Annotated in this window: 15 protein-coding genes and 1 tRNA gene; 9 read left to right on the top strand and 7 right to left on the bottom strand. The window is 65.9% G+C overall.

The features are described from left to right. Nucleotides 1-98: 98 nt before the first annotated feature. Nucleotides 99-1295 (top strand): acyl-CoA dehydrogenase family protein, encoded by a 1197-nt coding sequence (locus tag EB75_RS25385; RefSeq protein WP_073698022.1) that lies wholly within the window; start codon nucleotides 99-101, stop codon nucleotides 1293-1295. An 18-nt stretch (nucleotides 1296-1313) separates the two neighbouring features. Here the strand turns inward: EB75_RS25385 and EB75_RS25380 are convergent, their stop codons facing one another. Beyond that, nucleotides 1314-1766 (bottom strand): MaoC family dehydratase, encoded by a 453-nt coding sequence (locus EB75_RS25380; RefSeq protein WP_073698021.1) that lies wholly within the window; start codon nucleotides 1764-1766, stop codon nucleotides 1314-1316. Between the two features lie 381 nt (nucleotides 1767-2147). Between EB75_RS25380 and EB75_RS25375 the strand changes: the two genes are divergently transcribed. Beyond that, nucleotides 2148-2864, top strand: a complete 717-nt coding sequence (locus EB75_RS25375) for a hypothetical protein (protein WP_073698020.1) — start codon at nucleotides 2148-2150, stop codon at nucleotides 2862-2864. A 75-nt stretch (nucleotides 2865-2939) separates the two neighbouring features. Then, nucleotides 2940-4829, top strand: a complete 1890-nt coding sequence (locus tag EB75_RS25370; protein ID WP_073698019.1) for a putative bifunctional diguanylate cyclase/phosphodiesterase — start codon at nucleotides 2940-2942, stop codon at nucleotides 4827-4829. A 12-nt stretch (nucleotides 4830-4841) separates the two neighbouring features. On the opposite strand, the gene EB75_RS25365 is transcribed toward EB75_RS25370, so the two are convergent. Beyond that, a complete protein-coding gene (locus EB75_RS25365) occupies nucleotides 4842-5759 on the bottom strand; it encodes a hypothetical protein (protein ID WP_142239818.1) in 918 nt (305 codons plus the stop codon). Nucleotides 5760-5945: 186 nt separating this feature from the next. Here EB75_RS25365 and EB75_RS25360 point away from each other — a divergent pair, with 186 nt between their 5' ends. The 3 genes from EB75_RS25360 to EB75_RS25350 all read left to right on the top strand — a co-directional run bounded on the left by EB75_RS25360 (nucleotide 5946) and on the right by EB75_RS25350 (nucleotide 9055). Continuing rightward, nucleotides 5946-6620, top strand: coding sequence for a TetR family transcriptional regulator (locus tag EB75_RS25360; RefSeq protein ID WP_073698017.1), 675 nt, complete (start codon nucleotides 5946-5948; stop codon nucleotides 6618-6620). Between the two features lie 71 nt (nucleotides 6621-6691). After that, a complete protein-coding gene (locus EB75_RS25355; RefSeq protein WP_073698016.1) occupies nucleotides 6692-7924 on the top strand; it encodes an acyl-CoA dehydrogenase family protein in 1233 nt (410 codons plus the stop codon). Then, a complete protein-coding gene (locus EB75_RS25350) occupies nucleotides 7925-9055 on the top strand; it encodes an acyl-CoA dehydrogenase family protein (protein WP_073698015.1) in 1131 nt (376 codons plus the stop codon). A gap of 93 nt (nucleotides 9056-9148) precedes the next feature. On the opposite strand, the gene EB75_RS25345 is transcribed toward EB75_RS25350, so the two are convergent. Continuing rightward, nucleotides 9149-9532, bottom strand: coding sequence for a YbaK/EbsC family protein (locus tag EB75_RS25345; protein WP_286150317.1), 384 nt, complete (start codon nucleotides 9530-9532; stop codon nucleotides 9149-9151). Between EB75_RS25345 and EB75_RS29450 the strand changes: the two genes are divergently transcribed. Continuing rightward, nucleotides 9513-9579: transfer RNA gene (locus EB75_RS29450), tRNA-Ser, on the top strand. The genes EB75_RS25345 and EB75_RS29450 overlap by 20 nt on opposite strands. A gap of 96 nt (nucleotides 9580-9675) precedes the next feature. Here EB75_RS29450 and EB75_RS25340 read toward each other — a convergent pair. From EB75_RS25340 to EB75_RS25325, 4 genes are all read right to left on the bottom strand, one after another. After that, a complete protein-coding gene (locus tag EB75_RS25340; protein WP_073698013.1) occupies nucleotides 9676-10317 on the bottom strand; it encodes a nucleoside/nucleotide kinase family protein in 642 nt (213 codons plus the stop codon). 62 nt (nucleotides 10318-10379) lie between these two features. After that, nucleotides 10380-11390, bottom strand: a complete 1011-nt coding sequence (locus EB75_RS25335; protein ID WP_142239817.1) for a hypothetical protein — start codon at nucleotides 11388-11390, stop codon at nucleotides 10380-10382. After that, a complete protein-coding gene (locus EB75_RS25330; RefSeq protein WP_073698012.1) occupies nucleotides 11387-12568 on the bottom strand; it encodes a type VII secretion target in 1182 nt (393 codons plus the stop codon). Before EB75_RS25330 ends, EB75_RS25335 begins: the two co-directional genes overlap by 4 nt. After that, nucleotides 12565-13080 (bottom strand): hypothetical protein, encoded by a 516-nt coding sequence (locus EB75_RS25325; protein WP_073698011.1) that lies wholly within the window; start codon nucleotides 13078-13080, stop codon nucleotides 12565-12567. Before EB75_RS25325 ends, EB75_RS25330 begins: the two co-directional genes overlap by 4 nt. Before the next feature lie 197 nt (nucleotides 13081-13277). Here EB75_RS25325 and EB75_RS25320 point away from each other — a divergent pair, with 197 nt between their 5' ends. Beyond that, the gene (locus tag EB75_RS25320) at nucleotides 13278-14252 is read left to right on the top strand and encodes an NADP-dependent oxidoreductase (protein WP_073698047.1); all 975 of its coding nucleotides are present in this window, start codon (nucleotides 13278-13280) and stop codon (nucleotides 14250-14252) included. 99 nt (nucleotides 14253-14351) lie between these two features. Then, nucleotides 14352-15210: AMP-binding protein (locus EB75_RS25315; protein WP_286150316.1), on the top strand; the 859-nt coding region annotated here is incomplete at its 3' end.

Genomic DNA, 15210 nt, shown 5'->3' with positions numbered 1-15210 from the left:
TGACCCGGCCGCGCGCCCGCCGACCGGCTTCATACATAAAATATGATATTTCTTGCATCAAACCAGAAGTACCCTCGTGTTGCGCAAGGAGACCCGACATGGCCGAACCCACCGGTTCATCCGCCGCAGAAGTCAGCGATCAGGATTTCCGCGACATCCTCGACGCCACCCGCCAGTTCGTCCGCACCGCGGTCGTGCCCCGCGAACTCGAGATCATGAACGACAACCGGGTCCCCGACGACATCCGCGACCAGGCCAAGGACATGGGATTGTTCGGCTACGCCATCCCCCAGGAATGGGGCGGCCTGGGGCTGAATCTGATCCAGGACGTCGAGATGGCGATGGAACTGGGCTACACGACTCTGGCTGTGCGTTCGATGTTCGGCACCAACAACGGCATCGCCGGGCAGGTGCTGGTCGGGTTCGGTACCGACACCCAGAAGCAGCGGTGGCTGGAGCCGATCGCCAGTGGTGAGTGCGTCGCATCGTTCGCGTTGACCGAATCCGGCGCCGGCTCCAACCCGGCGGGCCTGCGCACCAAGGCGGTCCGTGACGGGGACGACTGGATCATCACGGGACACAAGCGATTCATCACCAACGCGCCCACCGCGAATCTGTTCGTGGTCTTCGCCCGGACCCGGCCGGCGGATACCGACGGTCCCGGTATCGCGGTGTTCCTGGTGCCCGCGGACGCCTCCGGCGTCGTGGTGGGGCCCAAGGACGCGAAGATGGGCCAGGAGGGTGCCTGGACCTCCGACGTCACGTTCGACGACGTGCGAGTGGGTCCGGACGCCCTCATCGGCGGCAACGAGGACATCGGCTACCGCGCCGCTTTGACGTCACTGGCCCGGGGCCGCGTGCACATCGCGGCCGTGGCCGTGGGCGCGGCGCAACGCGCCCTCGACGAGTCGGTCGCCTACGCCGCGACCGCAACGCAGGGCGGCACGGCAATCGGCGAGTTCCAGTTGGTACAGGCGATGCTGGCCGACATGCAGACCGGCGTCATGGCCGGGCGGGCGCTCGTGCGCGACGCCGCGCGGCTGTGGGTCAGCGGCGCGGACCGCCGCATCGCCCCGTCGGCCGCGAAGCTGTTCTGCACGGAGATGGTCGGCAAGGTCGCCGACCTCGCCGTGCAGGTACACGGCGGCAGCGGCTACATGCGCGATGTACCGGTCGAGCGGATCTACCGCGACGTCCGGCTGCTACGCCTGTACGAGGGCACCAGCGAGATCCAGCGGCTGATCATCGGCGGTGGACTGGTGAAGGGCGCGCAGCGCGCGGCCTCAGGCCACTGACCCGGCCACCACAGGAAATCAGCCGATGAATCGCACGATCGACTCGACCACGGCGGCCGGTTTGTCCGAGCCCTCGATCTCGACCGTAACTGTCATGGTCGCTTGAACTGCGCCGGCGAGCTCGTCGATTTGCGCAATGACGGCCCGCGCGCGCACATTTGCTCCGACCTTCACCGGTGTGATGAATCGCACCTTGTTATAGCCGTAGTTGACGGCCAATGCGACGTTGTCGACGCGATACAGCTGGTGCGTGAAATGTGGTAGCAGCGAAAGCGTCAGCAAACCATGGGCAATTGTGCCGCCGAACGGCCCCGCCGCGGCACGTTCAGGATCGATATGAATCCACTGATGGTCGTCCGTGGCGTCGGCGAACAGATTCACCCGGTCCTGGGTGATTTCCATCCACTCGCTCGGCCCAAGCTGACTACCTGCTGCTGCGGCGAACTCGGACAGATTGCCGAAGACTTTCAACGCTGACTCCTCTCGGGCTCGGCCCCCTTTCGGACCGCACCGGTATTACTTGTAACCCCTCCACGAGGGCGACACAATGCACAGTTTTCGGGCCGACGTCCGCCACTAAGTTGCCGAAAGTTCGCCATACCGGCATTACCTAGGTGTTAACCTGCAATAACACAGATATCTGGGATTGCCGACATCCGTCGCGGCTGCACGTTTGTTTCGCCCCATTCTTCGGCGCTCCGAAGGTCGACAGACAACGTTTCACCACTAGCTGGTTGCCGGACCCCAACAACCCCGATACTGAATTGAGGAATGCAGTCGGCACGAGACGCGATTGCCGCAATCGACTCGCAACTGACGTTGCGGTGACTGCCGGAAACGAATGGGGCAACGATGTCGGTGGAGTTTGTCGACTACGAATCCAACGCCGATATTCGGTTCGCCGAAAACGTCACCTGGACGGACCCTGACACCGATTGCACCGTGGTGCTGTCACAACCCGGCACCGACCCCGAACTCTGGCACCGCTACCTCGATGCGGCCCAGCAGAGCTATCGGCGGCACGGCGTCGAAGCGGTGGTGGATGCTGCCGCGATCCGCGATGGGGCGGACACCGCGCTGTTCTGGACCGTCATGGACCGCCGCGACAACATGGTCGGCGGCCTGCGAGCCAAGACCCCGCTCAGCTGCGCCGACGACTCTCACGCCGTGGTGGAGTGGCACGGTTGGCCCGGATTGGCCATGGTTCGCAAGATGATCAACGATCGCGTGCCCTTTGGCGTCATGGAGATGAAAACCGCCTGGGTGTCCGACAATCGGTCGAGCCAGCATGCCGTCACCAATCTCCTGGCCCGCACCGCCTATCACGCGACCAGCGTCATGGGCGTGCAGTTCGTGATGGCCACTGCGGGGCAGCATGTCCTGGAGTTGTGGAAGTCCGGTGGCGGCGTGGTGGCACCCATTCCGGCCACGCCTTATCCCGACGAGCGTTACCGCACCAAGATGATGTGGTGGGATCGACGGACCATGGTCAATCATTCTCAGCCGGAGCAGATTACGAAGGCGCTCCGCGAGATCGGCGAGATATCAAGCACCTTGGCCGCCGGCTGACGGCGACGCGGGACGGTCACGGCGAGCCGTAGGAGCACCGCCATCGAGGTCGGTGGGGGTTAAGCTGAGTGCCTCATGTCCATCGACGAGTCTCCGCCTTCACTGGATCGCGTGGTGACAGAGGTTGCGACGCGGTTGATGGCGGCGGACTCCACCAACAACGCCGAGGTGTACACCGACGTGTTGGAGGTCCTGGTCAACTATTTCGGCGTCGATGTCAGCTTCCTCCGCCGCAACGACCATGAGATCGGGGCGTCGATACTCGTCGCGGAATGGCCACGGCGACCGGAGATTCCGGATCCCGACCCGCTGCGTGTCGTGTACTTCGCAGACGCCGACCCCGTCTTCGCGGAGACCGAACATCGCAAGACGCCGCTGGTCGTGCACCCCACCGCGGAGCCCGACGACTACCAGCGGCGAATCGGGGCGAACCGCAACGTGCCCCAAATATCAATGGCCGCAACACCTTTGGTGTCCGGAGACCTCACCACTGGCGCTCTCGGCTTCGTCAAGTACGGCAATCGCGAATGGCTCACCGAAGAGATCAACGCGCTGCAGGCCATCGCTTCACTGTTGACCCAGGCCCAATCTCGGGTACTGGCCGAGGAACAGCTTCGCTATCTGGCCGAGCACGACGACCTCACCGGACTGAACAACCGCCGCGCCCTCATCGCCCACCTCGATGCCCGCTTGCAGCCGGGACAACCGGGGCCGGTGACCGCCCTGTTCTTCGACCTCGACCGGCTCAAGGCGATCAACGACTATCTGGGGCACAGCGCCGGTGACTCATTCATCCGGATCTTCGCCCAACGCCTCACCGAGGGCGTCGACAGCGAGACCGTGATCGCCCGGCTCGGGGGTGACGAGTTCGTCGTCGTTCCGGCTGAGCCGATTGCCGCCAGCAAGGCCGAGTCACTCGCCTACCAACTCCAGGACTCGTTGCGGCGCCGGGTCTGGATCGACGGCGAACGGCTCACGCGGGCAGTGAGTGTCGGCGTCGCCTCCGGCATTCCGGGCTCCGACAGCTCCTCCGACCTGTTACGCCGCGCCGACCAGGCCGTGTTGAGCGCAAAGTCCGCCGGCGGGGACCGCGTCGCGGTGTTCACCAACGCGATGTCCCTGGAAACCGCCTACCGCAACGACATCGAACTGCACCTGCAGGACGTCATCGAGAACGGTGCGCTGCTGCTCAACTATCTGCCGGAGATCGACATGCGGACCGGCAGGCTGCTCGCCACCGAGGCCCTGGTGCGGTGGGACCACCCCACTCGCGGACTGCTCCCCCCGGCCGCGTTCATCGGCATCGCCGAATCGATCAACCTGGCAGGCGAACTGGGCCGCTGGGTCCTGCGTACCGCATGTCGCGAGTTCGCGCGGTGGCGCGACGATTTCCGGGCGGCCACCGCCGGCACGGGCGAGGCCGGCGATCGCGACGATTTCGAGTTGCGCGTCAACGTCTCTCCGGTCCAACTGGTCACCGACGGCTTCGCCGAGTCGGTGGCCGGCATCCTCGACGAGTTCGGCCTCGATCGCGGATCGGTGTGCTTGGAGATCACCGAGAACGTCGTCGTCCAGGACAGCGAGGCCTCGCGCGCCACCCTGGCCGATCTCCGCAGAACCGGGGTGCGGTTGGCGATCGACGATTTCGGCACCGGATACAGCGTGCTGTCCCACCTCAAATCCCTGCCGGTCGACATCCTGAAGATCGATCGCAGTTTTGTGACGGACCTCGGCTCCAACCCCGGGGACCTGGCGATCGTGCGCGCGATCATCGCCCTGGCCGACTCGTTCGGTCTCCAGATCGTCGCCGAGGGTGTCGAAACCACGGCTGCGGCAACGACATTGCTGCGTCACGGGTGCCACCGAGCGCAGGGCTTCCTGTTGTCTCGGCCGCTGCCGAGCGATCAGATGGCGACGCTGTACCGCAAGGGCCGGGTGCCGATCCGCTTCACCAGCGAGATGTGACGCCCGGCGGCATTACCGCGCAACGAGTTCCACTTGTGCGAACCGGCTCGCCGGGCGGCCCACAATGCAGACCTCGAGTGGCCCGGCATCCGCGGCGGCAGCCGCCACGGATTCGCCGGTCCCGGTGAAGTCGGGCGATATCACCACGCTGTGGCGGGCTCGCACGAAGTACGGCCCCTCGGGGGTGTTCAGTTCCGCACCGATGATCCGGCGGTCTTCGAAGATCAACTGCGCAAGGGTGCTCACCGATTCGACCGCGATGTCGCGCTGTGCGGCAGCAGCCGCCAGCCAGTCGAACAGGTCAGCCGGCCCCTTGTCTGCGTTCCATTCGATGACACCGCCGAGCGGTGCGATCCGCAGCGTCGTGTCGGATGAGTCGCGGACCGTGTCCGCCGACCAGCCACGAACCGTGCTGTAGAGCGCACCGGTTGCCGAATCCAGGCACACCCGGGCCCAGTCGAGGAGTTCCGCACCGAAGAACGTCTCGACGCTGCGGCTCTGAGCTTCGGATTCCGTCAGTTCGCGAACCGTGCGGGCCGCCACCGGCCGAGCAGTCGCCGGATGGGCCTCCGCAGCCGGATCCACCTCGGCGCTCACCGCGGCGAAGTAGACGGCGGTGGCATCGAGTTGCTCGCAACTGTCGAGTTCGGCCGGCTCGGCGATTTCCGGCGCGGCAGGCGGGGCGGGCTCTTCGGCAGGCTCGTCCACTGCGACCCCGCGCGGCACCCCGAACGCGTCGATCCGTGAATCGATGATGGCGCCCAGCGACGTGTCGTGGGCTTCGTCGCCGCGCACCCAGCGTCGGTCGTCGACGTGCAGCGCTCCGGTCACCATCACGTCCGCGCCGGCATCGACCGCGGCTATGGCTGTCGCCAGGCCACCGATACCGGCGCCGACGCACAGCACGTCAACTTCTGCGTCCCAATCCAACCTGAATTCCCTGAGTTAAGCGGCAGCGAATTGCAACCATCCGATAACCAGGGATCGATTTTCGCCGTTCGGATACTTTACATACTCGCGGAATGAACAACACCACCAACGGCCGACGTTATGGCACCCTTAGGATGACTCTGGGGGCCTTACATTGAACGCGCGCTGACGGAAGGTAATCGACGAATGGGGCGCCAGCCGCGATCCGAAGTAACCCGACGCAAGATCATCGACTCCGCTGTCGATTTGATCAACGAGATCGGTTACCCGGCCGGCGGTTTGGCGGACATCATCGAACGCGCCGAACTGACCAAAGGCGCGCTGTACTACCACTTCGACTCCAAAGAGGCACTGGCCACCGTCATCATTGAAGAGGCGATGGTCTTGCTGTACAACGTGTTCCAGGCGGCCCGGGACTCGGAGCACACCGCCATGGAGTCGCTCATCGTCGGCACGTTCATCACCAGTGACCTGCTCGCGACCAACCGGACCGCCCAGGCCGGCACCAAACTGCTGCGCACGTTCGCGGGGTTCAACCCGACCGCGCGGCACAGCTACGTCAACTTCGTCGACCAGTTCACCTCGGACATCAAGCGGGTCGAAACCGACGGTGACCTGCACCCGGGCGCGAATCCCGCCGACGTTGCCAACACGCTGGTGGCATGGATTCTCGGCGCCGAGCTGATGTCGAGCGCCGCGTCGGACGGTCAGGACCTCCGGGACCGCTTCACCGCGCAGTGGCGCGTGCTCATGCCGGCGATCGTCACCGCGGAATCGCTCGACCATCACCTGGCCTTCATGGTCGCCGCCTCCACGAGAACGATGAACTCCGCAGGGAACACCACCACCACCACCACCTGAGCCCACATCGCTAACTAAGTTCACTTCTTTGTTGCTAGGCTGCAGACAGCCCAAGCGACAGAGGAGTCTGCATGGACCTCAATTGGTCGGCCAGCGATCTGGCATTCCGCGACGAAGTGCGCACATTTCTGCAGGAAAACCTGACGCCGGAGATTAAGGAAGCCGGCCGGCTGATGACCAGCGTCTACAGCGACCACGACGCGAGCTTGGCCTGGCAGCGCATCCTTCACGAGCGCGGTTGGGCGGCGCCGGCCTGGCCCGTCGAATACGGCGGTTGCGATTGGAGCCTGACGCAGCACTACATCTTCAGCCGGGAGTCGATCCTGGCCGGAGCTCCGTCACTGTCCCCGATGGGTATCCGGATGGTGGCCCACGCCATTGTCCGATTCGGCACCGCGGAGCAGAAGGACTACTTCCTCCCCCGCATCCTGACCGGCGAGGTCTTTTTCTGTCAGGGCTACTCCGAACCCGAAGCCGGTTCCGATCTGGCCGCCCTGACCATGACGGCGGTATCCGACGGCGACGACCTGGTCTGCACCGGCAGCAAGATCTGGACCACTCACGCAACCGAGGCCAACTGGATGTTCGCGCTGGTGCGCACCACCCGCGCCGCCAGGAAGCAGCAGGGCATCACCTTCGTGCTGATCGACATGAGCACCCCGGGCATCGAGATCCGTCCGCTGGTGATGACGTCGGGCGAGGAGGTCCAGAACCAGGTCTTCTTCGACGAGGTCCGGGTTCCCAAGAGCAACGTCATCGGCCAGATCGACGACGGCTGGACCGTCGCCAAGTATCTGCTCGAGTTCGAACGCGGCGGCGGTGCCGCCGCCCCGGGCCTGCAGGTGCTGGCCGACGAGATCGGGACCGCCGCGGCCCAGGCCCCCGGGCCCGACGGCGGCGTCCTCCTCGACGACGCCGCGTTCTCCCGCAAGCTGGCCGACGCCCGCATCCGCACCGAGGTGCTCGAGATCCTCGAATACCGTGTGCTGGCCGCGCTGGCAGGCGGCGGGCATCCGGGCGCGGCGTCGTCGATGCTGAAGGTGCTCTCGACCGAACTGAGCCAGATCCTGACCGAGCTCGCCATGGAGGCCGCCGGCCCCCGCGGCCGCGCCTACCAACCGCACGCCACCCGCCCCGGCGGACCGGTCGCCGAATTCACCCCTCCGACAGACGGTTACGTCAGTGGCGAACCATGGCAGGCGGTCGCGCCGCTGCGGTACTTCAACGACCGGGCCGGGTCGATCTACGCCGGTAGCAACGAGATTCAGCGCAACATCCTCGCCAAAGCAGAATTGGGGCTGTAAATGGACTTCACCTTCTCCGCGGAACAGGAGCTTCTCCGGGACGGCCTGTCCAAGTTCCTGTCCAGTCGCTATGACCTCGAAACCAGCCGGGCGGCGGCGAAATCGGGCCCCGGCTGGCAGCCTGACATCTGGCAGTCGTTCGCCGAGGAACTCGGCATCCTCGGCGCCGCGTTGCCGGAGGAGGTCGGCGGTATCGGCGGCGGCCCGGTCGAAGTCATGCTGATCGCCGAAGCGCTGGGCCACTCCTTGGTCATCGAACCCTACGTCGACACCGCGGTGGTGGCCGCGGGCCTGTTGCTGCGTTCCGGTAGCCCGGTCGCCGGGGCTGTGTTGGAGGAAATCGCTTCCGGCACAGCGATTGTCGCCCTCGCCGCGACCGAGGCCGAGTGTGGTGACCGGTGGCAGGACCTCCAGACCACGGCCTCTCATGACGGCGAGGACTGGGTACTGAGCGGCGACAAGATCATGGTCGTGAATGCGCCACTGGCCACCCATCTATTGGTCGCCGCGCGCACGGACAGCGGTCTGTCACTGTTCCTGGTCGACATGGCGGCGCAACCTGCCGGTCTCACCCTGCGCAGCTACCGCACCGTGGACGACCGGCGCGCAGCCGATCTGGAGCTCCGGTCCGTCCGGCTGCCCGGCGACGCGCTGATCGGCGCCGAGGGCGCGGCCTGGCCGTCCATCGCCCACGCCCGCGACGAAGGCGCCGCCGCGGTGTGCGCCGAAGCTGTCGGCAACATGCGAAAGGTGCTGGACGACACCGTCGAATACGCCAAGCAACGCCAGCAGTTCGGCCAGCCGATCGGCAGTTTCCAGGCATTGCAGCATCGCATGGTCGACATGCACATGGAGCTCGAGCAGTCCGTGTCCGCGGTGTACCTCGCCGTGCTGAACCTGGAGTCCGACGCCCACACCCGGGCGCGTGCGGTTTCGGCGGCCAAGGCCACCATCGGCCGTGCGGCACGGTTCATCGGCCAGAACGCGGTGCAACTGCACGGCGGTATGGGCATGACCGAAGAGCTCGCCATCGGCCATTACTTCAAGCGGCTCACCGCCGTTCAATACGAATACGGCTCCACCGACTACCACGTGACCCGGTACGCCAAGCTCACCCGCAGGCCGCGGTGAGGAGTGCGGTCCGGGTAACCGGTTTCGCCCCGGGGTGATTCACCTGCCGTGCCCGGCAAAAACAACGTGACGAGAGGTGTTCGGGAACGACTGTCACCGCACCGCCAACGCCAGGCCGCCGGTGATCGCCAGCAGCTGCGCATAGGTCAACGGCATCACTGAATCGGCGGTGCCTGCCGCGGCCCAGATCACGGGATGGTCGGCAAGCCTCTGATCGACGACGGTGCGCAGCCGACTGGGATGGCCCGTGGGTGCGACTCCCCCGATCACCTGCCCGGTCGCTTCCAGTACCCGCTGCGGCGTGGCCTTGGTGATGACATCCGCACCAAGCGTCGTGGCGAGCCGCGCGGTGTCCACCCGATGACCGCCGCTGGACATCACCAGCAGCGGATCGCCGTCGCACTCGAAGACCAGACTGTTGGCAATGGCCGCGACCGCGCAACCGAGGTGTTCCGCCGCGGCGGCGGCGGTCTTCACATCGGAGTCGAGGATCCGAATCGCGGGTTCGATCCCTGCCTGCCGCAGGGCGTCGGCGACGCGGCCATTGCGTTCATTCACAGTGACTCATTCTGCTCGCTCGAGATCGGCTCGGTTGCAGCGAATCCCGGTAACCGTCGCGATCACGACCATTCCCCGTCGTCCAGAGCCCACGTGCCATCACAGTGCCCCTCGGTCTGAGCGATCAGCTCCGCATTCGGCTCGTCGACCGCACGCACCCAATGCTCGGCCGCGATCAGACTCCGCCCACCGGCGATGTGGCGTGCGAGCAGACGCTGCCGCCGCACATCATCAGCACCGCGGAGGAAATAGAGCCGGTCGATCAGCTCCCGGGCCCCGGCGAAACCGGAACTCGGGAGCGCCAGGTAATTGCCCTCCGTGACCACCAGCCGAGCCGATGCCGGCACAACGAGACCGGCGGCAATGGGCTCCTCCAGCGACCGATCGAACTGTGGGACATAGACATCGGCGTTCTGGTAGGCGGCACGCACCCGCACCAGCGATGCCAAGAACCCGGCCGCATCGAACGTATCCGGGGCACCCTTACGCCCTTTGCGGCCAAGCCGCGCCAGTTGTGCGTTGGACAGGTGAAAACCGTCCATCGGCAGCAGCGCCGCGGCACCCCGCCGGGCGGAGTTGAATTCGTCCACGATGCGCGCAGCCACCGTCGACTTGCCGACGCCCGGCGGCCCGGTCAGGCCGACGACGACACGGCCCGGCCGCTCGTCGAGCAGTCGGGCGACATCGCCTGTCAGCGGGGCCATTCCGCGGACATTAGCCGCTCAGAGGGCGCAAGTCGAAGACCCACGCGCCTGACGCGTGAGTGTCACCGGCGTGCAGGTTCCGGTGCACAGGCGGTCAGCAGATCCGTGCCGTCCTTGCCGGCGACGTCAGCAGGACTCAGCCAGCCGAATCCCTGGAACCAGTAGGTATCCGACGGCTGCCGACCCGACTCGGTGACCGCCGGACCGAGGTCGGTTGTCGTGGTCCACGGGTCGCCGTCGGTGCGGTACACCCGCAACAGCACGGTTTTCTCTGTCCGCCAGTCGAATCCGCTCCGCAATTCCCGTACCACGTCGAAGCCGGGATAGGGCCCGGTGGCCCTCAACGAGTCGAACGGGACAGCCCTGTGTGGGTCAGCGGCCAGCACCAAATCCGCCTGACCTGGCTGGAACGTGAGAATGACGCCGCCGACCAGACCGCAGTACCGGCCGGGCCAGATCCGCAGCGTGCCCTCGGTGACGCGAACGCCGAAAACTCTTGGCAGGTGACGACCTTGCGCAGGATCACGCGAACACAGCGCAAGGAACGTCGTCCCGTCCTGCGCACCGACGTCTTGGGGGTTGAGCCAACCGACGCCCTGGAACCAGTAGGTATCCGCCGGATGCCGGTCGGATTCCTTGATCGCTTCTGCCAACTTGCTCGTCGATCCCCAGGCGGTGGGCGCACCGTCGGCGCGAAAGGACACGGTTTCAGCAGTGCGCCAATCGAATCCGGGCGGCAGGGGCTGAACAACATCGAAACCGGGATAGGGTCCGCCGACGGTGAAATATTCGACCTCGGTACCGGGGTTCGGTGGAACCTTGTGCGATTGAGCAACTTCGGGCAACCGGGTCGCCTCCAGCTTCAGCGCTGCACTGTCGCTGTGCTCACGGTCGAAGGTGAGATCGATGGCAGTTGTACCCCGGCACGGCGATCCGGTCCAGATATGGAGTTTGCCGTCCGTCACCCGGATCCCGAACTCAGGGCTCAGGCTCGGCCTGCCCAACGGGTCGCAACCACACATGGCCATGATCCCCGCGAAAGTCGCTACAAGGCAGAGGATTCGGCGGTTCACCGGTAGCCCCCGTCAGATGCGCCCGCATTTGTCTCGAACGGATTCTGCCGGCCGGTGATCTTCTCGGTTGCGAGGCTGATCGCGTACTGCTTCGCGAACTCCACCGGTCCCAACGCGGCCCACTGCTGGGAGTGGCGCTCCTCGTGATGCAGGATGCGATCAATATCGAGCCCGCCTTCCTTGGCACCTCCGGGACGGTCGTACCACATATGCCCGGACCCGATGATTTCGCGCAGCTGTCCGGCCGCATCAGTGGGATGGTCGATGTTGATCAGGAAGACGTCTCCATACGTCGAGCCGCCCTGCTGGCTCAGTTGGTTCTGCACGAATCCGCCACCCAGACCCATGACCATCCCGTTGGGTGTGGTGGCGAAGCATCCACCGCTGCCCGCCAGCCGCGGAACCTGGTCATAACTCCAGGAATTCGCCGCCTGCCGGTCGACGATGCGCCGCACCTCATTCGCGGTGTACGGCGTCTGCGCAAAGTCTGTGTCCGGGTTTCCCTTTGTGTATCCGGTACCGGCGTTGAGGATGTGTGTCATCACCGTTGCCCGGCGGACATCGGCAGCACTGGCCCCTGCGGGCACCAGGAAGTAGGTATTGTCGTCGCTGGGATCACTGCTCGTGCGGTGGTTGTCGACGACGCGCTCCATGCCCCTGAGAATGTCGAAGCTCACCGGCGTGATGTGCTCTTGGCGTGCGATGTCGACGATGACCTGAGGCGGCACACCCTTTTTCGCCGCGTTCTGCAGCCACTCCCGGTAGAATCCGTCACTGGTCCCGTTCAGCAGGCCGGCGCCGCGCAACGCGTCCTCGTATCTGTTGACGGGGTCGTATCCCCGTTCTCCGGGATGGTCACCCATGCGTTCGGCTTTCGCTTCCGGCACATCGAACCGGATGCGCTCGGCGGCCGCGCGATCACCCTGCTCGTAGAGAACTGCCGCTGTATCGAGCTTTCCTGCAAACTCGGACATGCCGCTTCCGAGCACCTGCGCGCGCCGTATCAACGCATCACCGGCCTCACGGCACGCCAGGCCGCTGTCGAGGCTCGACACCGGCTGCGCGGCGGCTGACAGTTGTGGACCGCCACCGTCGTTGCACAGGCCGCTTGCCAGGTCCTCCAGTTCTGTCGCGGCCTCCCGTAACGACGCCACGACGACGCTCAACGGTGCGGTCATGCCAGTTCCCAACCGACCTTGCGAATCTGATGGCCGGTGTCCCGGTCGGCCGCTTCGAACTTCGCGAGCAGCAGCTTGATCGCGTTCTCGACTGCTATCCGCTCGGCCGCGACCTGCAGTGCCTGTACCGGCGAAACCCTGGCATACCAGCGCAGCCAGAAACCGGGCGCGACCCCACCGTCGTCGGCGACATCCCACTGCTCCTGCGCGGCATCGAGAGCCTTTTTCAGATTCGAGCGGAGCTCGGTGAGCAACGCACCGCCCGTTGCCAACGGCTCGGACAACGCGTAGAGGTGGTCCCGGTATGCGACTTGCCCGTCGAGTGACTCGCGGCCGTGCTGCTGCGCGGCATCGGCGGCCGCGCCGGCCCAGTCGCCGGCCAGGCGCGCGAATTGTGTTCGGGCCCTGCTGATCTGAGTGTCCACCCGCTGGGCTGCAGCCCGCGCGTCGAGGGAGGCCGTGAGCAGAGATTCCGGATCGGAATTCACCACCTGCGACACCGTGTACGGCATGCACCGCCCCCGTTCCAGTCGGTCTGACTATTGTCCCCCACGGGCCACAAGCCACAGGTCACCAAAATCAAATTCCGCGGATGGCGACCCGATTGAGGTGTCACTAAGTGGGAACCTGCCTTCCACCGGCCCTACCGACGGACTAAGACCGAATGATGACCTCGCACATCGCTCCCCCGCCGGACACAATGCAAGCAATGGTGCTGACCGAGTTCGGTGGCCCCGAGGTGCTGCACGCCGCCGAGTTGCCCATCCCGGTACCCGCTGCCGGCGAAGTGCTGATCGAGATCGCCTGCACCAGCGTCAACCCGGCGGATTGGAAGACCCGCGAGGGCAAGCTGTCCACCTACATCGACTATCACTTCCCGTTCGTGCTCGGTTTCGACCTGGCCGGTGTCGTCGCCGCGGTCGGACCCGGCGAGACGCGCTGGCAGGTGGGCGATCAAGTCTTCGGGATGTCCAACCAGCGGAACGGGAAAGACGGCACGTACGCCGAATACTGCATCGCGTCCTCCGAGCTGCTCGCGCCGCTGCCGGCGGGCTGGAGTTACGTCGACGCGGCAGGCCTGCCGGTGGCGGGCAGTACCGCCTACGGCGGCATGGTTGACGCCGGTGAGTTGCAGGCCGGCCAGACGGTACTGATCAACGGTGGTGCCGGTGGTGTCGGCAGCATCGCGATCCAGATCGCTCGGGCGTTGGGTGCGCGGGTCGCGGTGACCTGTAGCCCGAAGAACTTCGACTACGTCACCGGCCTCGGTGCCGAGCTCGCCATCGACTACCGGGGTGGCGACGTGGTCTCGCAGCTGCGCGCCTGGGCGCCCTCGGGTGTGAATCAGGTGCTCGACGCGGTCGGCCTGGATACGCTGCTCCCCCACGCCGAGGAACTGGTGGCGCCGGGCGGCAGCTACGTCGAGATCGAGACGCTGATCTCGCGCGCCGACGAGGAGCGGGTCGCCCGCGCCGCCGAACGCGGCGTACGGATCGTCTCCAACATGATCGCGATACAGCGCCAGCCGCAGCACATGACGGAGCTGGCTGTGCTCTGCACGAAGGGTGCGATCCGTCCCCCCGAGACCGAGGTGCTGCCACTGGCCAAGGTGGCCGACGCGCACCGCCTGGTCGAGGCCGGCCACGTTCGCGGCAAGGTGGTGCTCGCGACACACACCGACTGAGCCCCGAAACCCGAGGCCAAAGCCCTTGGCACGGACAATTATCCGCAGGTCCGGGCTGATACGGTGAGGCCCGGTTTGGGCACGGATACGGGAGGCGTTGTGGCGCAACTGCTCCACCGACTGGTGGCCGACGCCGCCGCGGCCGTGCCCAACCGCGCAGCCATCATCGCCGAGGACGGCGCCGTGACCACGTTCGCGCAATTCGAGCGGTCCATCACGGCCGTCGCCGGCTGGATGGCGTCCCGGACCGCCCGCGGCGACCGCGTCGCCCTGATCGCCGACAACGGCGCCGATTACGCGACGCTCTACTACGCGGTGCCCCGCGCCGGGTGCATCCTCGTCCTGATCAATCAACGACTCAGTGCCGACGAACATCGAGCGCAGCTGGCTGCCGCGGCACCCGTCCTGGTCCTGGGCGACGCTCGCTATCTGGAGCCGCTGAGCCGGCCGGACGCCATCGCGTTCGACGGCGAACAGTGGGCCGCGGCAACGCAATCGACGGGCCGGCCCATGCCCGAGGAACCCGATCCGGACGACCCCGTGTGGCTACTGTTCACCAGTGGTTCGACCGGAACACCGAAAGGCGTTGTCCACACGCATCGTTCGATCACCACGGCGGTCCGCGGCAGTGTCGCGGGCAGGTCGGTGCGTCCGGGCGGTGTGTATCTGCTGCCTTTCCCGATGTGCCACATCGCCGGCTACAACCTTCTGGTTCACCACGGCGCGCAGTCGACGGTCCTACCCGTGGCCGCCTTCCGACCCGATGCCTTCGCGGCCGCGGTCAACCGGTATCAGGTGACGTCGTGTTCGCTCGCTCCCACCATGCTGCACAGTCTGCTGGCGTACCTCGACGACACCGGTATCGACCTGCCGTCGTTACGGGACATCGCGTACGGCTCATCGGCCATCCCCGCCGATCTGTTGCGGCGGGGCCTGAGTCGCCTCGCCGTCCGATTCC

Origin of the sequence: Mycobacterium sp. ST-F2, from assembly GCF_001905655.1 — a bacterium.
Lineage (GTDB): Bacteria > Actinomycetota > Actinomycetes > Mycobacteriales > Mycobacteriaceae > Mycobacterium.
The sequence above is the reverse complement of the archived record's forward strand: the minus strand, read 5'-3'. Positions and strand labels throughout refer to the sequence as shown.